Origin of the sequence: Paraburkholderia sp., assembly GCF_028283785.1 — a bacterium.
GTDB lineage: Bacteria > Pseudomonadota > Gammaproteobacteria > Burkholderiales > Burkholderiaceae > Paraburkholderia.
Map to the genome: position 1 here is coordinate 14070 of NZ_JAPWKB010000006.1, position 20554 is coordinate 34623.

At 61.5% G+C, this 20554-nt stretch carries 20 protein-coding genes; 11 read left to right on the plus strand and 9 right to left on the minus strand.

Annotated features, from left to right (window positions below):
• The first annotated feature begins 18 nt into the window (after window positions 1–18).
• Window positions 19–882: an MBL fold metallo-hydrolase gene (locus tag PW947_RS07885; RefSeq protein ID WP_299630652.1), complete on the plus strand. Its 864-nt coding sequence runs from the start codon at window positions 19–21 to the stop codon at window positions 880–882.
• Between the two features lie 51 nt (window positions 883–933).
• Here PW947_RS07885 and PW947_RS07890 read toward each other — a convergent pair whose 3' ends face one another.
• The gene (locus PW947_RS07890; protein WP_299630654.1) at window positions 934–1689 is read right to left on the minus strand and encodes a DeoR/GlpR family DNA-binding transcription regulator; all 756 of its coding nucleotides are present in this window, start codon (window positions 1687–1689) and stop codon (window positions 934–936) included.
• Between the two features lie 79 nt (window positions 1690–1768).
• Here PW947_RS07890 and PW947_RS07895 point away from each other — a divergent pair, with 79 nt between their 5' ends.
• From PW947_RS07895 to dld, 4 genes are all read left to right on the plus strand, one after another.
• Window positions 1769–2347, plus strand: coding sequence for an NUDIX domain-containing protein (locus tag PW947_RS07895; protein WP_299630656.1), 579 nt, complete (start codon window positions 1769–1771; stop codon window positions 2345–2347).
• A gap of 93 nt (window positions 2348–2440) precedes the next feature.
• The gene (glcC, locus tag PW947_RS07900) at window positions 2441–3208 is read left to right on the plus strand and encodes a transcriptional regulator GlcC (protein ID WP_299630658.1); all 768 of its coding nucleotides are present in this window, start codon (window positions 2441–2443) and stop codon (window positions 3206–3208) included.
• A 207-nt stretch (window positions 3209–3415) separates the two neighbouring features.
• Window positions 3416–4783 carry an MFS transporter gene (locus PW947_RS07905; RefSeq protein ID WP_299630659.1) on the plus strand — a complete coding sequence of 456 codons (1368 nt, stop codon included), beginning with the start codon at window positions 3416–3418 and terminating at the stop codon, window positions 4781–4783.
• Between the two features lie 34 nt (window positions 4784–4817).
• Window positions 4818–6554, plus strand: a complete 1737-nt coding sequence (gene dld / locus PW947_RS07910; protein ID WP_299630660.1) for a D-lactate dehydrogenase — start codon at window positions 4818–4820, stop codon at window positions 6552–6554.
• A gap of 10 nt (window positions 6555–6564) precedes the next feature.
• On the opposite strand, the gene PW947_RS07915 is transcribed toward dld, so the two are convergent.
• From PW947_RS07915 to PW947_RS07925, 3 genes are all read right to left on the minus strand, one after another.
• Window positions 6565–7038 (minus strand): VOC family protein, encoded by a 474-nt coding sequence (locus PW947_RS07915; RefSeq protein WP_299630662.1) that lies wholly within the window; start codon window positions 7036–7038, stop codon window positions 6565–6567.
• Window positions 7039–7144: 106 nt separating this feature from the next.
• Entirely contained in the window at window positions 7145–7324 is a 180-nt protein-coding gene (locus tag PW947_RS07920) for a hypothetical protein (protein WP_299630664.1), read from the minus strand.
• Window positions 7325–7348: 24 nt separating this feature from the next.
• Complete coding sequence (locus tag PW947_RS07925) at window positions 7349–8131, minus strand: SDR family oxidoreductase (RefSeq protein ID WP_299630666.1); 783 nt, start codon at window positions 8129–8131, stop codon at window positions 7349–7351.
• Window positions 8132–8293: 162 nt separating this feature from the next.
• Here PW947_RS07925 and PW947_RS07930 point away from each other — a divergent pair, with 162 nt between their 5' ends.
• Window positions 8294–9193: a LysR family transcriptional regulator gene (locus PW947_RS07930; RefSeq protein ID WP_299630668.1), complete on the plus strand. Its 900-nt coding sequence runs from the start codon at window positions 8294–8296 to the stop codon at window positions 9191–9193.
• A gap of 33 nt (window positions 9194–9226) precedes the next feature.
• On the opposite strand, the gene PW947_RS07935 is transcribed toward PW947_RS07930, so the two are convergent.
• The 4 genes from PW947_RS07935 to PW947_RS07950 all read right to left on the minus strand — a co-directional run bounded on the left by PW947_RS07935 (window position 9227) and on the right by PW947_RS07950 (window position 13785).
• On the minus strand, window positions 9227–10456 hold the full coding sequence (locus PW947_RS07935; RefSeq protein ID WP_299630669.1) for a hypothetical protein: 1230 nt from the start codon (window positions 10454–10456) through the stop codon (window positions 9227–9229).
• Between the two features lie 242 nt (window positions 10457–10698).
• Complete coding sequence (locus PW947_RS07940) at window positions 10699–11364, minus strand: hypothetical protein (RefSeq protein WP_299630671.1); 666 nt, start codon at window positions 11362–11364, stop codon at window positions 10699–10701.
• A 76-nt stretch (window positions 11365–11440) separates the two neighbouring features.
• A complete protein-coding gene (locus PW947_RS07945; protein ID WP_299630672.1) occupies window positions 11441–12805 on the minus strand; it encodes an MFS transporter in 1365 nt (454 codons plus the stop codon).
• Window positions 12806–12969: 164 nt separating this feature from the next.
• Complete coding sequence (locus PW947_RS07950) at window positions 12970–13785, minus strand: IclR family transcriptional regulator (protein ID WP_299630673.1); 816 nt, start codon at window positions 13783–13785, stop codon at window positions 12970–12972.
• 245 nt (window positions 13786–14030) lie between these two features.
• On the opposite strand from PW947_RS07950, the gene PW947_RS07955 reads away from it, so the two are divergent.
• From PW947_RS07955 to PW947_RS07970, 4 genes are all read left to right on the plus strand, one after another.
• Entirely contained in the window at window positions 14031–14678 is a 648-nt protein-coding gene (locus PW947_RS07955; protein ID WP_299630917.1) for a helix-turn-helix transcriptional regulator, read from the plus strand.
• Between the two features lie 101 nt (window positions 14679–14779).
• Window positions 14780–15763: a threo-3-hydroxy-L-aspartate ammonia-lyase gene (locus PW947_RS07960; RefSeq protein WP_299630674.1), complete on the plus strand. Its 984-nt coding sequence runs from the start codon at window positions 14780–14782 to the stop codon at window positions 15761–15763.
• Between the two features lie 214 nt (window positions 15764–15977).
• Window positions 15978–17090, plus strand: a complete 1113-nt coding sequence (locus PW947_RS07965; protein ID WP_299630675.1) for a porin — start codon at window positions 15978–15980, stop codon at window positions 17088–17090.
• 1 nt (window position 17091) lies between these two features.
• Complete coding sequence (locus tag PW947_RS07970; RefSeq protein ID WP_299630676.1) at window positions 17092–18135, plus strand: nucleoside hydrolase; 1044 nt, start codon at window positions 17092–17094, stop codon at window positions 18133–18135.
• A 45-nt stretch (window positions 18136–18180) separates the two neighbouring features.
• On the opposite strand, the gene PW947_RS07975 is transcribed toward PW947_RS07970, so the two are convergent.
• Window positions 18181–19092, minus strand: a complete 912-nt coding sequence (locus PW947_RS07975) for a LysR family transcriptional regulator (RefSeq protein WP_299630677.1) — start codon at window positions 19090–19092, stop codon at window positions 18181–18183.
• 108 nt (window positions 19093–19200) lie between these two features.
• On the opposite strand from PW947_RS07975, the gene PW947_RS07980 reads away from it, so the two are divergent.
• Window positions 19201–20550 carry an NCS2 family permease gene (locus tag PW947_RS07980; RefSeq protein ID WP_299630679.1) on the plus strand — a complete coding sequence of 450 codons (1350 nt, stop codon included), beginning with the start codon at window positions 19201–19203 and terminating at the stop codon, window positions 20548–20550.
• Window positions 20551–20554 lie beyond the last annotated feature (4 nt).

A 20554-nucleotide genomic window follows, 5' to 3' on the forward strand; every position in this document is an offset into this window, starting at 1 on the left:
GTCTTCTGGAGAAGCGTTGTGTCTACCTTCACGTTTCCGAGTCAGCAAGCCGGCGATTTCACGATCACCGCAATCAGCGATGGCTACCTCACCGCCAGCCTCGACTTCCTGTCCAATATCGATGCATCCGACGCCTGCAGAATGCAACGCGACGCAGGGCAGAAGGAGCCGTCCGCCGTGCATATCAACTGCTACGTGGTGCGCGGAGCGGGGCGCACCATACTCATCGACAGTGGAGCTGGCGGCATCAGGCAATGGGGTGGCCGCCTGAGCGCCAACTTGTCGCTTGCTGGCGTCGAACCGTCCGACATCGACACGGTCCTGCTTACCCACGCCCATCCTGACCACGTCGGAGGGTTAATGGACGCGATGGACGCGATGGACCCGAGTGGACAGCGTGTCTTTCCGAATGCGGAGCTTGTCGTTCATCAGCGAGAGGTCGCATTCTGGCAGGACGACGGAAATCTCAGTCGTGCAAGCGATCGTGCGCGCGGTAACTTCGTGATTGCGCGGCGCGTGTTCGACGGCTACCGCGACACGCTGCGCACCTTCGATCAAGAAGACGTGCTCCCCGGTATCAAGGCGATGCCGTTACCGGGACACACAGACGGACACACAGGATTTCTGTTCGAATCACGCGAGCGGAGCGTGCTGGTTTGGGGCGATGTCGTTCATTTTCCGCACATCCAGATTGAACGGCCGGACGTATCGATCGCATTCGACCAGGACCCGTCGCGGGCGGCCACGACCCGATCACGGCTTCTGGATATGGTCAGTTCAGAGGGACTGGTGATCGCAGGGATGCATTTTGGGGAGCCTGGTTTTGCGCGAATCAGGCGAACGGGTGCGCGCTATGGTTTGCTTTACGAGAGTGAAGCATGAGGTCGCTTAGGCCGACAACGCGGCCTTTCACAACGCGGCCTTTCACACCGCTCACGCCCGCACGATCTCCACCCCGCGTTTCGCAATTCCATCCGTCAACGCCGCATCGGCCGATCGCTCGACGATTACCGTCTGCGCCAGCGTCACGTCGCCGATCGCATACGCGGACGCCGCGTTCAGTTTCTCGTTCGTGGCAAGCACGACCGTTTCAGCCGATCGTGCCGCCAGTGCTCGCTTGACGTAAGCCTCTTCGAGATCGCCTGTGCTGAGTCCGGCCGTTGCGTGCACGCCCGTGACGCCCATGAAATACAGGTCGGCGTTGATATGCGACAACGCCTCGATGGCGGCCGCGCCGACGGTCACGATGGAGTGCTTGTACAGCTTGCCGCCGATCACGATTACGTCGATCGACGGGTGATCGACCAGGGCCACCGCCACGCTCGGACTGTGCGTGACGACCGTAGCCGACAGCGAATGCGGAATATGCCGCACCAGTTCCGCCGACGTCGTTCCGCCATCGATCATCACGATCTGTCCGGGCGCGATCATCGCCGCCGCAGCTTTACCGATTGCACGCTTGCCGGCTGTCTCCAGCACACGCCGCTCGGCAAACGGCGCGACCGCCTGCGATGCGGGCAGTGCGCCGCCATGAACCCGTTGCAGCAAACCTTCCGCCGCCAGTTCGCGCAGGTCGCGCCGGATCGTATCTTCGGATACGCCGAACGCGTCCGCGAGCGCGGTGGCCTGAACCTCGCCGTCCCGCGTCAGCCAGTCGAGGATGGTTCGTTTGCGTTGGGTCGTCAGCATGGTTTGCACGTTTCTTCTTGATGTTACACGAATATGCACGATACCATGAACGTATTCCCAACACCACGGAGTACAGGCAATGACGGCAACGAAAGAGCGGGTACGGATCGTCGAGACGCAGGTTCTGTCCGATGACTGGTACGTGCTGAAAAAGACCACGTTCGACTTTTTGCGCTCCGATGGCGTGTGGCAACGCCAAAGCCGTGAGACTTACGACCGCGGTAACGGCGCCACTGTGCTGCTGTTCAATCGTGCGCGGCAAACGGTCGTGCTGACGCGTCAGTTCCGTTTGCCCGCATTCGTCAACGGACACGACGGCATGCTGATCGAGGCGGCTGCGGGGCTGCTCGACAATGCGTCGCCGGAAGAACGCATTCGCGCCGAGGTCGAGGAGGAAACCGGCTATCGCGTCCAGGACGTCACGAAGGTCTTCGAAGCCTTTATGAGTCCGGGTTCGGTCACGGAGAAGCTCCATTTCTTTATCGCCGAATACGACCCGTCGATACGGGTCGGTCACGGCGGTGGTGTCGCGGCGGAGGGCGAGGATATCGAAGTGATCGAGTGGTCGCTTGCCGACGCGCTCGACGCGATCCGTCGCGGCGAGATCGTCGACGGCAAGACCATCCTGCTGTTGCAGCACGTGGCATTGCTAAGGTAGCGCCATCTGCAAACGGCGCGCGCCGGTGCCGGAGTGCTAGCATCCTCGAATGGAAGACTGGATGGCAAAGTGGTCGGACCAGTGAGGAAGACGATGCAGGAAGACAATCCGGAAGGCGCGCAGCAGATCGCCGATGTGGTGGCGCGACGTATCGAACGCTTGATCGTCGATGGCGTATTGAGGGCGGGGCAGGCACTGCCGTCCGAGCGACGCCTCACGGTCAAGCTGGGCGTGTCGCGCTCCGCGCTGCGGGAAGGGCTGAAGCTGCTGCGGGCGCGCGGCATTATCGAAACCGCGCACGGTCGCGGCTCGTTCGTCGCCGGTCTGACTGCGCAACCCGCACTCACGCCGATGATGCATCTGCTCGGCTCGCAACCCAGAACCCTGTACGACCTGTTCGAAGTGCGCGAGCTGCTGGAGGCCGAATCGGCGCGTCTGGCGGCGTTGCGTGGCACGCAGGCGGATTTCGCGCTAATTACGCGGCGCTACGACGAAATGATCGCCGCGAACACAACCGACGCCAGCGCATCGACTCGCGCGCGGCTCGACTACGCGTTCCATCTCGCGATCTGCGAGGCTTCGCATAATCCCGTGCTGGTGCACACACTGAGTTCGCTCACCGACCTGCTTTTGAGTTCGGTGCTGGCGTCCGTCAACAACCTGTATCACCGCGCCGAACAGAAGCGCGTGATCGACCAGCAGCATGCGCGTCTGTACAAGGCCGTGATCGGCAAACAGCCCGAGCAGGCGCGCAAGGTGGCGAGCGCGCATCTCGCCACCGCGTGCGCCGGCATGCGGGAAATCGAGGCGGAAGAGCAGCGTCTGGTGCGCGCAACCCTGCGTCTCGAAGGTTGGGAATGACGCACACGGCGACGCCGGACCGGTTCGTTCGGGCACGCGCGCGACCGCGCCACGATTGACTCTCGCGAAAAATCGCGGCCGGCACGGCAACAAGAACTGGTATGACCAGTGCCACGGCGTCTCGACAGCCGCGTACTGGCGCGGAACAATGCGGGCTAGCAAAACGCAACTGCGGCGAGAAGCCGCAGACGAATCAGGAGACCCGCGATGAAGCAGCACAACCCGACAGGTGCGGCCAACCGGCCCGCGACCCACGCTCCCACAGCCACGACCCAGTTCGAAACCGCGATCTACGCGAAGGTGACCTGGCGTCTGCTGCCGTTTCTGTTTATCTGCTATGTCGCGGCGTATCTGGATCGCGTCAACGTGGGTTTCGCGAAGCTGCAAATGCTCAGCGATCTGAAGTTCAGCGAGTCGGTGTATGGGCTCGGTGCGGGGATTTTCTTTATCGGTTATTTCGTGTTCGAAGTGCCGAGCAATATCCTGCTGCATCGCGTGGGTGCGCGCGTGTGGATCAGCCGCATCATGGTGACGTGGGCGCTCGTGTCGGCGGCATCGCTGTTCGTCACGACGCCCGCCGCGTTTTACACGATGCGCTTTCTGCTCGGCGTCGCGGAAGCGGGCTTCTTTCCAGGCATCGTGCTGTATCTGACGTACTGGTATCCGTCGACGCGCCGTGGCCGGATTAACGCGCTGTTCATGATCGGTATTCCGATCGCGGGCGTGCTCGGCGGTCCGCTGTCGGGCTGGATCATGCAGGCGTTCAACGGCGTGCACGGACTGTCGAACTGGCAATGGCTGTTTCTGCTCGAAGCGGTTCCGTCGGCGGTGCTCGGTATCGTCACGCTGTTCGTGCTGCCGAACGGCATTCGCGCCGCCTCCTGGCTCGACGAGCAGCAAAAGCGCCTGCTCGAAGACAACATCGCGCGCGACGAACATGCGGGTGCGGAGGCATCGCTGAAAAGCATCGTGTCGAACGGCCGGGTGTGGCGTCTCGCGGCAATCTACTTCTGCTGCATGATGGGCCTCTACGGCGTGAGCTTCTATCTGCCCACGCTGATCAAGACGACCGGCGTGAAGAACGCACTCGACATCGGTTTGCTGACGGCAATTCCTTATGCGGTCGCGATCGTGTCGATGATCCTGGTCGCTCGCAGTTCCGACCGTCGCAACGAACGCCGGTGGCATCTCGCGATGGCGAGCGTCGCCGCGGCCGCAGGGCTCTACGCGAGCACGTTCTACACGGGCAATCTGCTGCTCGTGATGATTACGCTGTCGGTCGGCACGGCAGGCGTGCTGTCGATGATGCCGGTGTTCTGGACCTATCCGAGCAGCGTGCTGACCGGCACGGCCGCCGCTGCGGGCATCGCGATGATCAACTCGATCGGCAATCTCGCCGGTTTCGTCAGCCCGTCGATCATCGGCTGGATGAAGGACGTGACGCACAGCACCAACGCAGGCCTGATCGTCGTCGCGGCCGCATTGTGCGTGGGGGCGGTTCTGGCACTGACGCAGCGCGCGTCGTCGGCTTCGGCGTCGCCTTCGTTGCCGGCATCGGGGCAGCGTCGCGCCTGACGCTGTCTTCTGTTCACACGCGTTCAAGGCTGTCATGTCCGATACTGCCCATTCCACCCTGCCGCCCGGTGACGCAGGCCACACGCTGGTCGCGTCGCTCGGCGACATCGTCGGTGCCCGCAACGTCCTTACCGGCGACGCGCAAACGCGTCGCTATCGCACCGGCTACCGGTTCGGATCAGGTCGCGTGCTGGCCGTCGTGCGTCCCGGCACACTGCTCGAACAATGGCATGCGCTGGCCGCATGCGTGGCCGCGCGCGCGATCGTCATCACGCAGGCATCCAATACCGGACTGACCGGCGGATCGACACCCGATGGCGACGACTACGACCGCGATATCGTGATCGTCAGCACGACGCGTATCCGGCGCGTCCATCTGCTCGACGGTGGACGTCAGGTGGTGTGCATCGGCGGGACCACGCTCGATCAACTCGAACGCACGCTAAAGCCGCTCGGCCGCGAACCGCATTCGGTGATCGGCTCGTCGTGTATCGGCGCGTCGGTGCTGGGCGGTATCAGTAACAACTCGGGCGGCTCGCTCGTGCATCGCGGGCCCGCGTATACGGAAATGGCGGTCTTTGCGGCCGTCGATGCGTCGGGCAAACTGCGCCTGGTGAATCATCTGGGTATCGAACTCGGCAGCACGCCCGAAGAGATTCTGTCGCACATCGAAAACGGTACGTTCACCGACGCGGATGTTCGCGGCGGCGCGGCGGCGTCGGATCACGACTATGCGAGCCACGTTCGCGACGTCGATGCGCAGACGCCCGCGCGCTACAACGCCGATCCGCGACGCCTGTTCGAAGCGTCCGGCTCAGCCGGCAAGCTGATGGTGTTCGCGGTGCGCCTCGACACTTTCGCGGCGGAGCAGGGCGCGAAAGTGTTCTATATCGGCACGAACGATACGGACGTGCTGACCGGTATCCGCCGTCACGCGCTGGCCAACTTCACGCACTTGCCGATTGCCGGCGAATACATTCATCGCGACGCATTCGATGTCGCGCAGAAGTACGGCAAAGATCTGTTCGTCATCATCGACCGGTTCGGCACGGGCCGACTTCCCGCGTTTTTCAATCTGAAGACACGCTGCGATGCGTTGTTCGATCGCTTGGGGTTTTTGCCCAGGCATCTGACCGATCGCATGCTGCAGTGGTTCAGCGAGCGTTTGCCGGAGCATCTGCCCGCGCGTCTGACGGCCTATCGTGAACGCTACGCGCATCATCTGATGCTGAAAGTGCCGGCGGCGGGCGTGGACGAAGCGCGCGCTTTTTTATCGACGCGTTTTGCGGATGCGGAAGGCGCGTATTTCGAATGCACCGACGAAGAGGGACGCAAGGCGTTTCTGCACCGCTTTGCTGCGGCGAGTGCGGCGGTCAGGTATCGCGCGGTTCATCATCGCGATGTCGAAGATATCGTTGCGCTGGATATCGCGCTACGCCGCAACGACCGCGACTGGTACGAGCGCTTGCCGCAGAAGATCGAAAGCGCCATTTCGCTGAAGCTGTATTACGGGCATTTTTTGTGTCACGTGTTTCACCAGGACTATATCGTCATCAAGGGCAATGACTGCATGGCGCTGGAACACGAGATGCTCGAACTGCTCGACGTTCGCGGCGCGGAGTATCCGGCCGAACACAACGTCGGGCATCTCTACGATGCGAAGCCGCAACTCGCGGATTTCTACCGCACGCTCGATCCGTGCAACTGCTTCAATCCCGGTATCGGCAAGACGTCGAAGTTCGCAGCCTATCGGGAACAGGCCGAAGTCTGAGCGGAGTCGCCTAGCCGCGCACAGCGGCTTCGATTGCGGCGACGTCGATCTTTCTCATTGGCATCATCGCCGCGAATGCGCGTCTAGCGGCGTCGCCGCCTTTGGCGAGTGCATCGGTCAGCACGCGCGGGGTAATCTGCCAGCTGATCCCCCATTTGTCCTTGCACCAGCCGCACTGACTTTCCTGTCCGCCATTGCCGACGATCGCGTTCCAGTAGCGGTCGGTTTCTTCCTGATCGGCGGTGGCGATCTGGAAGGAAAAGGCTTCACTGTGCTTGAACTGCGCACCGCCGTTCAGACCGATACACGGTATGCCGACGACCGTAAACTCGACGACCAGCGCGTCGCCGGTCTTGCCGTCGGGATAGTCGCCCGGCGCAGGAATCACCGCGCCGATGCTGCTTTGCGGAAAGGTCTTTGCGTAGAAGCGCGCGGCTTCTTCGGCATCGTGTTCGTACCAGACGCAGATCGTGTTCGTGGTCATCGTGAACGACTCCGTTGTGCCAGTCGGATGTCATCAGTATGGCTGACCGTGCGCCGCGCCTCAAGTTGCGCGTGATGTCCGGCGCGACGGTCAGACCCTGCGACGGTCAGAACTTGTGCCGCAATCCAGGCCGCCCGACGAATTGCCGCTGGCTCGACGCGCTGTCGTCGGCGCCGCCGGTATAAGCCATGTCCAGCGCGGTTCCGCTGTCGCTGCCGATGGTCCGTTGATAGCTCGCCACCACGTAGACGTCGGTGGGTTTGCTGGAACGATCCCGTCCACGCATCGCATGCGCTGCACACGCGTCACGTCAAACCTGCGCGAGTCCACCATCGACGAACAGTTCGGTGCCGGTGATATAGCTGGCATCGTCCGACGCGAGGAACGACACGGCTTTGGCGATTTCGTCCGGCGTGCCGACGCGTCCTAACGGCGTCGTTTTCGACACTTCGTTGCTGTATGCGTCGATCTGCTCGTCGGTCATCTTGAGTTCCGACTTGTACGCGGGTGTCACCACGACGCCGGGCGCAACCACGTTCACGCGGATATCACGGCCTTTGAGGTCCGATGCCCAGGTGCGTGTGAACGAACGCAGCGCCGCCTTGGTCGCCGCGTAGACGCCGAATGCGGGCGTGCCCTGAATCGCGGTGATCGAGCCGGTAATCACGATCGCGCTGCCTGCGGCCATCAAGGGCAACGCCGCTTGCACCGTGAACAACGTGCCCTTCATATTGATACCGACGTACTTGTCGAATTGCGCTTCCGTGATGCTGCCGAGCGGCGCGAACTCGCCGCCGCCCGCGTTGGCGAACAGAATGTCGATCTTCCTGTCGGTCGCCGACACGGTGTCGATCACATTCTGAAGATCGGCCGACGACGAAATATCGCTACGGATCGCGCGTGCGCCATGTCCAATTTCCTCGACCGCGGCGTCCAGTTCGGCCTGACGCCGTCCGGTGATAAACACCGTTGCGCCTTCGCGGGCAAGCCGTTTGGCGGTGGCAAGGCCGATCCCCGTGCTGCCGCCGGTGATCAGCGCAAGCTTGCCGGCGTGTTTGGTGGCGTGAATGTTCGAGTAGAGAGAGGAAGTCATCGCTGTGTCCTTTAAGGTGGTGTGTCAGTTCCACAAGCGTAGATAAATTCGCCTCAGAGATAAATATGGTATTCGTGGTTTCTTTATCCGCCGTTGTGGATAATGTCGATGGACGACCCGTTCGTCGATCGGGACCAACTGGAACAGGAACGAACTCATCTCATGGACCATTTGCAGGCCATCCGAATTTTTGCGCGCGTCGTCGAGACAGGTGGCTTCGGGCGGGCGGCGCTGTCGCTGCAGATGCCGAATGCCACCGTGAGCAAGTGGGTGAAGTCGCTGGAAGACCATCTCGGCGTGAAGTTGCTGGAGCGCAGCACGCGGCGGGTCAGCGTGACGACGGATGGCGCTGCGTACTATGAGCGCACCCGCCATCTACTTAGCGAACTGGACGATATCGAAGCCACGATCGGGCGCGGCCAGACCAATCCGCGCGGGGCGTTGCGGATCGATACCGGCGGATCGACTGCGAGCGGCATCATCATTCCCGCGTTGCCGGCGTTCTGCGAGCGCTATCCGGACATTCAGCTGCAGCTCAGCGTGACTGACCGCACCGTCGATCTGATCGCGGAAAATATCGACTGCGCGATCCGGAGTTCGGCCGACGATCCCGCGCTGGTGGCACGTTGCATCGGCACGCTCGCGTGGACCACCTGCGCCACGCCTGCGTATCTGGACAGGTTCGGCACGCCCGCGCACCCGAACGAGATCGTCGACAAGAACATGCCTGTGGTCGGGTATTTTTCCGCGAGCACCGGGCTCACGCATCCGCTCGTGTTTTGCCGGGGCGACGAGACGATCACGCTCGACCGCGTGCGCAACGACGTGCTCGTCAGCGAAAGCAATGCGCACCTCGCGACGGCGCTCAGCGGTCTGGGACTCGTGCACACGCTGGATTTCATGGTGCGTCCATCTATCCGGCAGAAAAAGCTCGTGCCGGTTCTCGCCGCGTGGCGGCGCGCGCCGCTCGATGTGTACGTCGCCTATCCGCCAAGCCGGCGCTACAGCACGAAGGTCAGCGTGTTCGTCGAATGGGTGAGCACGTTGTTCGCGTCGGCCTGAGTCTGAGTCGGGGCCGGCAGGCCCGCGCAATGCTCAAACCAGCGCTTTCATCACCGTTTTGAGAATGCCGATGATCGGCACCTGCATCGCTGCGACGATCAGAAACGGCAAGACGGCGGGCAGCGCGATACTTGCGATCCCCAGCTTGCCGATCACGCTGCGCCTCATCTGCTGGACTGCCTGATAGACCGCCTGAACGTCGGCGACGGGTCCAAGCTCGGGCGCGTCGAGCAGTGCCTCGTCGCCGATCTCCTCGCCGAGAATCCAGCGCCGGTGAACCAGGCGTCCATGACGCCCGCAGAGGCTTCCGTAGTCGAACAATGCGTCGCGCTTCACGCGTCCCAGCAGCTTGCCGAGCGGAAAAAAGGGTGCAAGGAAAACGACGCAGACCAGCACGACGACCACGAGCATCTCGCCCTTGATGTCGTTGATGCTGACGCCGTGATACGCGATGTCGTGCGCGAACGACGCAGCGACGACCGCGGAAACCGCGAGCGCGACCGGGCTGAACATGAACGTTATACGCTCGACGAAACCCAGGCCGCCCGCCCGGTCCGGATGCGTGGGCACGATCGAAAGTGGAAACTTCGCAATCCGGTAGAACAGGATGAACGCGACGACGACACGCCACAACCACCCGAGCAGCAGCGCGGTGAAGAGCGGGCGCACCACCAGCACCAGCCACCATCCGCCGAAGGTCATCGCGTCGTCGGATGTGCCGGGATCGGGCAGCCGCGATGTATCGCCGAGTTCGTGCCATATCGCGCCCGCAGTCGCCCACGCAATCGCGACGCTGAAAATGAAAACCCACGGCAATACCTTGTCGCGCAGGTTCGCGACGCCCGCGATCAAGGAGGCGAAGCGGGGAATGTCGTCGGGACGCACGAGCCCGGCGCTGACGAAATAGCGGAGAAACCGGGGGAGGGTTTGTTGCGCAACGGCTTCCGCGACCACCAGCAACGGAATTGCGATCAGGCAGCGGACATGCACGGCGAAATGTCCGAGCAGCGCCTGTTCGTCGGCGGTGTCCATGGCGCGATGGGTGAGCAACGCCCAGACGGCGAGCGGCAGCCACGTCACCATCGCGAACAGGATCGCCCGGCGCATCGTGCCCATGCCGGTGGCGGGAATCAGGCCGACACGGCGCTGGATGTGAAACGGGACGTCGTCGCGCACCAGTGACATTTCGATGCGTGCAAGCGGGTCGCTCGCGGCGTCCGTGTGGTTCGGCGACGTGTCGGCCTGCTGTCCGGATTCGCTCATGGTCGTCCTGTTCGGTCGGTGTCAAGGCGTGCCGTGATTCGGGAACTGCAGCGGCCGCTTCCGGTGCCGCGTCGCGTTTGAAACGCGGTGTCGTGTGAACAATACTTCGCCGGGTCAGACAATGACAAGCGATTTGACTGGCATCGGTCGCTTTACAAAAGGCGACAAGAGCGGTGGGGGCCTGCCGTTGGATGTTGGCGGCCATACGGCAGGTAACGCATCAGACGCCCGGATGCTGTCGCCTAGCTGGATTGGCAGACGAAGACGAGGTCGTATGAATCGAACAGATCGGGACTGGCGCCGGTCGCCTTGCTTGCCTGCGCGATCGCCCGGTCGAGCGCGCGATTATCGAGCGATTCCACGAGAAGCAGTCCTGCGAATTCACCTTCCGAACTTCTCCGCATCGACTTTTCCTGCGTGGCAATCGCTGTCGCGTCGTTTTTCACCGCCATGATCTGCGCGTTCACAACCCAGTCTTCTTTCGCGAGCGCATCGACGATCGCCTGCCCTTGCAGGGCCGTCAGGCATTCCGGTAATGCGTCTTCAAATCGTGCGATGGCGAGGTGACCGCCGTGTCCGTCCGGGTTCGCACCTTGGGCGAGGATGGTTCCGCCGCCTCGGCGAAACTGCTCGAGCGTCGGCATGATCCGGCGTGTCCATGCTGTCGGGTTATTCAACCGCTCCAGATAGCCAGAACTCGCCATCACGTCCGCGCTGTCGAGTTCGTACAGAATCATGTACTCAGAGGGGCGACTGTTGCGTCGCTTGAAGACTCGCCCTGACCGAAAACCCGGTACGCCGACACGTTCAAAAATGTGCTCCCGGGTGAGCCAATGCATGTAGTCGGTTTCCGATTCGGCAGCGATCGTGCTCCAGATCGCGAGTAGGCCCGTATTTTCGTTGTTCATGCGTGTTCGCTCCATCTACTGTCGAGTGCTTTGAGGCCGTGCTTCTTCCAGTGCAATGCGAAGGCACGGCGCGAGGTCAGTAAGTCGCCTGCCCGGAGACAGGGTGATGCTCACCGGTGATCTCGGCCGCCGAGTCGAGGCGGTTCATGTCGATGCCGGCGGTCTCCGGTCCGATGGCAATCATGCAGAACGACAGAATGTTTAGCGCGCCGACCAGTGCGACGAGTGGCCACGGGGAGCCGTTGGCAAGGTGCAACAACCACGCAGCGACCACCGGAATCGGCCCGCCAGCAAACAGGCTTGCGCCGGTGAATGCAAGGGCCGAACCGGAATAGCGAACATTGGTTGGGAACGCCTCAGCGAACGCTACCGGTTGAATCCCCGTCTGGACCTGCGTGAATGCCATGAAAAGCCCCATGGCTATCGCCATCGGTACGAAGCTTCGAGTCGCCAGGATCTGAAAATAGAACAGCATGATCACAAAGGTCGCGGCGGACGCGAACAGCAATGCGCGCTTACGGCCAATCCGGTCACTCAGCAGACCACCGAAGATCGAACCTGCGATGGCACACGCATTGGCGATCATCAGCAACATGAAGCCAGTCTGCTTCGGCACGCCGAGCGTATTGGTCAGATAGCTCAACGTGAACACGACTGCAAGATAGAAAAGGGCGGTCGGTCCGCAGAAGAACAGCATCATGCGAATGATCGTCTTGTAGTGAAGACGGAACGCATCCCTTAAGGGGCTTCCAACCTTGGCAACAGCGGACTGCTGCATCTTGACGAAGGCCGGCGTCTCGGCCACGCGCAGCCGGATGTATATGCCGACGAACACCAGCACGAAGCTCAGCACAAACGGAATTCGCCAGCCATAGCTGATGAAAGCGCTCGCGCTCATCGTTGAAGACAGTAGCAGAAGCACCGCGTTAGCCACTATCTGGCTTAGCGGCGCGCACATGCCGATCAGCCCGGAGTATTTGCCTCGGCGGTCTGCTGGAGCATGCTCTAGTGCCATCAGTTGGCCACCCGTCGATTCGCCGCCAAGTGCGAAGCCCTGAATGATACGGAGAATAACCAGCAGCAGAGGCGCATAAACACCAATCTGCGCATACGTCGGCATCAAACCCATCAGCACCGACGTCAGACCCATCACCGACACCGTGCCGAGCATGAGATTGCGGCGTCCAATCTTGTCGCCGAAGTATCCGCAGATGATCGCACCGAGTGGACGCGCGGCCAGTCCGACGCTGAATGTGGCCAACGAGGCAAGCATGGCGGAACTCGAATCCATCGCCGGGAAGAACAACTTTGGTAACACAGTGGCTGCGACTGATCCGTAAAGCGTGAAGTCAAACCATTCAAGCGCAGTGCCAAGCGTGGCAGCGCTTACTGCCCGGTTCGCCATCGACTGTGACGAAGGTTGCTCTGAAACATGGTTCATGCGTGTCTCCTGCTGTCTAAAAAGAGTCTGTGCCGCTCTTGCGTCAATCGCTTATTTTGATTTCTATTACTAACTATATGGTGTGAAGCATGGGCGAAATTTCAATTCGCCATGTCACTACATCAGGTCACGAACGGATAACATCCCGCATTGGACGCTTCGCCCTAGCGCTCAGCGCGTGCTGTGCGGTGGGTGCCTTGCAGCGCTTGCTTAAGCATGGGTGACACACCGCTTGCATCGGACAATTCAGTCGCCGTCGCCATGAGCGCCGGAGCAAGCTCTTTCATTCTTTCTTCTGTCAACCGTGACATCGGTCCTGCGATGATGAGGATTGCGCGCACGTCGCCATTGCTCATATGCACAGGCGAAGCCATAGAACTCATGGCCGGTAGAAACATATCTTGCGTCGTTGCGTACCCGTTCTTGCACGCAAGCTCGATCATAGGAAGTAGCGCTTTGAACGTGGTCGGAGCAAGCGGACCAAAGTCTGATGGCATGCCAAAGCCCTGTTTCGACACAAGCCGGATCGCATCTTCTTCGCTCTTGCCAGCGAGCCAGATCATTCCCGCTGCGCTGCATGAAAGCGTTACCGCCCGGCCCATCTCAGGGTCGTAGCGGATACCTTGTCGCGCGCCTTGCGCCTTGGCGACATAGATCAGTTGCTCGCCGTCGACGATTGCAAGCCGGACCAATTCCCCCGAGGTAGTCGCAAGTCGTTCCAGAATGGGTTGGGCGACGTCGACGACCCCGCCTGCGCTGAGAAATCGCAGTCCCAGCGATGGAAGTTTCATCGTCAGCGAAAATTCGCCGCGCCGCTCGTCTTTGCGCACGTAACCCTGCTCGACCAGATCCGCAAGAAGGCGATGCGTCGCGCTGACCGGCATTTCGAGCTTGGCGGAAAGTTCGGAAAGCGTTTTGCCTTCTGGCGCACTGGCGAGTTCTTCCAGTACACGGAGGATGCGATCAGCTACAGCGCTCATGATGATTCCCGACTTGAGTCATTCGACGTTCGAGTCATGATATTGGAAAGTCTTTCCAAAAAGCAAACACTTTTCGAAATGCTCGATGGGGCTCAATTCTTCCCGGGAAAAATGGGGAAATCGTTACGAAAGATCGCCAGATTGGAGACAGGCCCGAACAGTCCACCAAATCGCCCGAAACGAACGAGCACCGTGGATCGTCACTCCGCCCAACCGGTTATACAATGATCGCAAACTTGGATAAAATGTCTAGCATGCGGAAAAAGTCATTGAAGCCGAACCCGGAACACGAAAACCTGATCGATCAGGTCCGGCAGATCGCACAAGGCCTCGGCGAAACCTTCGCGCCCTTCTGCGAGGTCGTGGTGCACGACCTGCGCACGCCGACGCACGCGATTCTCGAGATTCACAACAGCCTGTCCGGACGAGCGGTCGGCGATCCGACGACGGAACTCGGCCTTGCGCGCATCGCGGACAACGCCTATCCGCAAGTGCTCGCCAACTACGCGAACCAGTTTCCCGATGGACGGCGCGCGAAAAGCACGTCGGTCGGCATCAAGGATTCGGCGGGCAACTACGTCGCGGCGCTGTGCCTGAACGTGGATGTAACGCTGTTTCGCGGCATCCAGAATATGCTCGACCAGTTCTGCACGGCCGGCGGCCCGGCGATGAAGGAGACGCTCGACCCGACCCACGCGGAAGCGATCCGCGAGCGCATCGACCGTTATGCGACCGGCCTCGCCACGACGCCGCAAGCACTCAAAACCGAGCAGCGCCGCGCGCTGATGCAAAGCCTGAAAGACGCCGGTTATCTGGAAGTGCGTCGATCGATGGAAGTCATCGCGCAGCATCTGGGCGTGTCCCGCGCCACCGTCTACAACGACACGAAGTAAGCCGGATCGACTCGTTCGCCGTCTATTTCCGCTGATTTGACATTTTGTCTCGATATATACAAAATGTCTTAAAACGCACTCATACTGGGGTCAATCGTCCAATGAATACACTGACACTTCCCACTTTCGACGACGTCGTCGCCGCTGCGGCGCGTATCGAAGGACACGCGCATCGCACGCCCGTGATGACGTCGCGAACCGTCAACGAGGCCTTCGGCGCCGAGGTTTTCTTCAAATGCGAGAACCTGCAACGGATCGGCGCATTCAAGTTTCGCGGCGCGTTCAACGCATTGTCGAAGTTCGATGCGGCGCAGCGACGGGCCGGCGTGGTGGCGTTCTCGTCCGGCAATCACGCGCAGGCCATTGCGCTGTCGGCAAAGCTGCTGGAGATGCCCGCAACCATCGTGATGCCGCACGACGCACCGGCGGCGAAGGTCGCAGCGACGTGCGGTTATGGCGCGAACGTGGTGATCTACGACCGTTATAAGGACGATCGCGAGCAGATCGGACGCGATCTCGCCGACAAGCACGGCTTGACCCTGATCCCGCCTTACGACCATCCCGATGTGATCGCCGGGCAGGGCACGGCCGCGAAAGAACTGTTCGACGAAGTCGGGCCGCTGGATGCGTTCTTCGTGCAACTGGGCGGGGGCGGTTTGCTGTCCGGCTCGGCGTTGTCCACGCGCGCGCTGTCGCCGGATTGCCGCTTGTACGGCGTCGAGCCGGAAGCGGGCAACGACGGCCAGCAATCGTTCCGCACGGGAGCCATCGTGCATATCGACACGCCTAAAACGATCGCTGACGGCGCGCAGACACAGCATCTCGGCCATTACACGTTTCCGGTCATCCGTCGTGACGTCGACGATGTGCTGACCGCCAGCGACGCGGAACTGGTCGATTGCATGGGCTTTTTTGCGTCGCGGATGAAACTGCTGGTCGAACCGACCGGTTGCCTCGCGTTCGCGGCCGCGCGCCAGATGAAAGCGCAACTCCAGGGCAAGCGGATCGGCGTGATGATCAGCGGCGGCAACGTCGATCTCGCGCGCTTCAGCGAGTTGCTGGCAAACGCGGCGACCGCTGGGTGAGCGGATCGGTGCTGCGGGTGCTGCGGGTGCGGCACGCGCGCCGGTTGCGTGTCGCGCGGCGATTCGCGCGGGCGTGCCGGAGTGCGTCCGCTTGAATAGATAAAATTTATACTTCCATAAAAATACCAAACTTTTTTTATTTGTCACGGGTTCGTATAGTCACGGTCATCTCGCAGAAGAACAAAGCGTCCGATAACCTTCGACCACGACCCGAATGAAAACCTTCCACAAGCTTATCCCCCTTGCGCTGCTCGGCGCATTCGCGACCCACGCATCCGCGCAAAGCAGCGTCACGCTGTACGGCCTGATCTCCGCCGGTGTCGGCTACGCGACCAATCAGAGCGGCAAGAATGCATGGCAGGCGCTGTCGGGAACCAACCAGAATCCGCGTTGGGGTTTGAAGGGCAAGGAAGATCTCGGCGGTGGCCTGAGCGCCATTTTCCAGCTGGAAAATGGCTTCAACGTGATGACCGGCACCGCGTCGCAAAACGGCCGCGAATTCGGGCGTCAGGCGTATGTCGGTTTGTCGGACAAGCATTACGGCACGTTGACGATGGGTCGTCAGTACGACGCGATTCACGACTATCTCGGCCCGGTGATTATCGCCAGCAACGGCGTGAATATCGGCGACAACGACAACGGCTATAACGACATCCGGGTGCAGAACTCGGTCAAGTACGTGAGCCCCGATTACCGCGGCCTCAAGGCAACCGCGCAATACGGCTTCAGCAACGCGACCGGTTTCAACGACAACAACGCGTATAGCTTCGGCGTGGGTTACGAACACGGCCCATTGCGCTGGAGCGCGGTGTATGCGCAATACAACCACCCGTATAGCAGCACCAATCAGGACGGCGCGATCTCGAACGACTACGCTTCGTCGCTGCTGATTTTCGACAAGAGCGCGACCAGCGCAGCCGCTTATGCGAAGAAGCAGCGCATTGCCGGCACGGGCGGTTTCTATACGGTCGGACACGCACAATTCGCTGCGCTGTTTACCGACGTCCACTACGACTACCTCGACAATTCGCATCTGCACTTGCAGAACTACGGCATCAACGTCGTCTATACGGTGACGCCGTCGTTCCTGCTCGGTGCCGCATACGGCTACACCAGCGGCAAGTACGACGTGATCAACAAAGACCCGAAGTGGCATCAGGTCAACTTGCAGGCCGACTACTTCCTGTCGAAACGCACCGACGTCGCGCTGACGGTGATCGTCCAGCAGGCCGCCGGCGATGCCGACCACGCGCAGATCTTTGCGTACAGCCGTTCGACGAGCAATCGTCAGATGATCGCCACGCTTGGCATGCGCCACCTCTTCTAATATGAACAAGAACAGCACTCAGACGCGCCGCACGTTTCTCAAGACCTCGGCGGCGCTTGCCACCGGCACGCTGTTTCCACTCAGGAGCTTTGCGATGAACGAACGCCGTACCGTCATCATCGATTGCGATCCGGGTCAGGACGACGCCATCGCCATTCTGTTCGCGCTCGGCGCGAAAGACCGGCTCGACGTGCGCGCGATTACCGCCGTGGCGGGCAACGTGCCGCTCAGCCTGACCGAACGCAACGCCCGGATCATTCGTGACTGGGCGGGTCGCACCAAAACGCTGCCGGTCTATGCAGGCTGTCCGCGTCCGTTGATGCGCGAACTGATTACCGCCGCGAACGTGCACGGCAATACAGGCCTCGAAGGCGTGCAATTGCACGATCCGCTCGCACCTGTCGCGCCTCAGCATGCAGTCGCGTATCTGATCGACACGCTCAGCGCGGCAGCGCCGAAGAGTGTGACGATCTGCGCACTCGGCCCGTTGACCAACCTCGCGACTGCGTTGACCGAAGCGCCGCAGATTCGCGACCGTTTGCGCGAAATCGTGATGATGGGCGGCGCGTTTTTCGAGCGCGGCAATATCACGCCCGCTGCGGAATTCAATATCTACGTCGATCCGCAAGCTGCGCAGATCGTGTTTTCGAGCGGCGTGCCGATCGTCGTGTTGCCGCGCGACGTCGCGGTGAAAGCACCGATCACGCCCGCGCGCATCGAGCCTTTCCGCGCGATCGGCAACCGGTGCGGCGCGGTCGTCGCCGACATCATGGCTGCGGAAGTGGCCTATAACAAAGGCCGTCGCGGTGTCGAGGACGCGCCGATGTACGACCCGTCGGCAGCGGGTTATCTGGTCGATCCGTCGATGTTCAAGGGGCGTCTGGTGAATGTCGTCGTCGAGACGACGGGACAATGGACGCTCGGCGAAACCGTGGTGGACTGGAACGGCCGCAGCGGACGCGCGCCGAATGCGACGTGGATCACCGAAGTGGATGCGGACGCGTTTTACGCCGCACTTCACGCGAGTATTTCGACGCTGCCTTAAGCGTGATTTAAAGCGTCGCTTTAAGCGGCTCGCGCGTCGGATTGTTCAGATATGGGTCGTAATCCAGTCTCGACAGGTTCGCACGTGCGGGCCGCGATCGTCGCCGGCGAGCGAAATCAGCGCGACCGAGCGCGTGACGCGCGGCTTCTCCAGACGTAGCGCGATCAGTTCCGGGTCGTGCAGATGCATCGTGTAGAGACTCGGCAGCACGGCGATGGCGAGTCCGTTACGCGCGAGCGCGTAGAGCGGTTCGGTGTATTCCATCCGGTAGGTCACGTTGAGCCGCAGGTTCTCCGCGCCACCGGTGCGCTGCAAGGTGTCGCTGACACTGCCGCGCACGAACACACCGAGTTCGCGTCCGACGAGCTTCGCCCACGGCACGGACTTGCGTGTCGCGAGCGGATCGTCGCGCCGCAATACGACGACGATTTCGTCTTCGAACAGCGCGTCGTAGCGCAGCAGTCCGTCGTTCTCGTCCGGTTCATGCACGCCGACGCCGAGATCCGCGACGCCTTCGCGTACCGCATCGATCAACGCGCTGTTCGGCAGATCGGTCAGCGTGAAGCGCAACGCGGGATGCCGCTCGCGCAACGTGCTGAGCGCGGGCAGCAGGCGTCCCGCGGCGGACGGGATGAACGAGATACGCACGGTTTGCACGCGCTCGCTGAAGGTGCGGGTCATGTCGTCGAACGTGCCGCGTGCCTGGTTCAGCAGACGCTCGGCGAGCGGCAGGATGCTGGCGCCCGCAGCCGTCAGCGTCAACCGATGCGCGGAGCGCGCGAACAGCGGGCCGCCCAGCAGAAACTCGATCTGCCGGATCGACGCCGTCAGCGCCGGTTGCGTCAGCGACAGCGACTGTGCGGCCTGCGTGAAGCTGCGCGCATGGGCGAGCACGACGAAGTACTGGACTTGCCGCAAGGTGAGCGCGGGCAACAGGGACGATCGATCGGTCGACATGGTGCGTGGCGAGTGGAATTGGACGCAATGCGCCGCAGTATAAAGCGGTGCGGCACACCGGATACAGGGATTAAATAAATCATGGCAAGCATGGACAAGGGAAGCGCGATGTCATCTTCAGAACCCGCTCTCGCTCAGGCGAACGGTGGCTGGCTCGAACGGCGCTTCGCGTTGAGCGCACGCAAAACCACGGTGCGCATCGAAGCGCTCGCGGGTATCACGTCGTTTCTGGCCGCAGCGTATCTGCTGGTCGTGATTCCGTCGTTGCTCGCGACGGGCGGCATGGATCGCGGCGCAGCGACCACCGCAACCATCGTCGTGTTCGTATTGAGCACGGTGTTGATGGGCTTGTATGCAAACCTGCCGTTTATCGTCGGACCGGGAATCGGCGGTTCGGTGATTCTCGGCGTGACGCTGGCCGCTACCGAACACGTCGCGTGGCAGACCGGACTCGGCATTGCCTTTATCTCCGGCGTGCTGTTCCTGATTCTCACGCTGATCGGCGCGCGCAGTCTCGTCGTACAGTTGATCCCCGCACAGATCAAGCTCGGACTCGGCGCGTCGATCGGCCTGTTTATCGCGGTACTGGGTTTTCGCAATGCGGGCATGGTCATCGCCAATGCAAAGACCAACGCGCTTGCGCTGGGCGATTTCTCACGACCGGGCACGCTGGTCGCGCTGATCGGACTGGGCGCCGCCGTCGCGTTGCAAGGGCGAAAAGTGCCGGGCGCGATCCTGTGGGCGATCCTGATCGCAGCGGGCGCAGGCGTGCCGCTGGGCGTTACGCATCTGCCCGCTTCGTTCATGACGTGGCCGCATAGCATCGCACCGATCGCATTCAAACTCGATATCGGCAGCGCGCTGACCGTCGCGGCCGTGCCGTATCTGTTCGTGTTTTTCGCCGCCGAATTCTTCTCGACCCTCGGTACGACGCTCGCGGTCGGCGCCAAAGCGAATCTGCTCGACGAAAACGCGAATCTGCCGAATATCAACCGGCCGTTCCTGGTCGATTCGATCGCAGCGACGCTCGGGCCGGTGTTCGGTATTCCGGCACTGACCGCGCTGGTCGAGTCGGCTGCGGGCGTGGAAGCAGGCGGCCGCAGCGGCCTGTCGTCGCTCGCGGCGGCGGCGATGTTCGCACTGATGCTGCTGTTCGTGCCGGTTGCGTTGGCCATTCCGAAAGAAGCGACTGCGCCCGCGTTGATCCTGATCGGACTGTCGATGTTCAGCACGATCCGTCACACGCATTTCGACGATTTCACCGATTCACTGCCGGTGTTGTCGATGGTATTGCTGACGCTGATGTCGAACAGTTTCGGCACCGGTATCGCGGGTGGTCTGCTGTGTTACGTGCTGGTCAAACTGCTGGCCGGCCGGATTCGCGAAGTGCCGTGGGGTTTGATCGTGCTGGCGATTCCGCTTGGCTACTACTTCTGGACCGTGGTGAAACCGCACTGAGCGT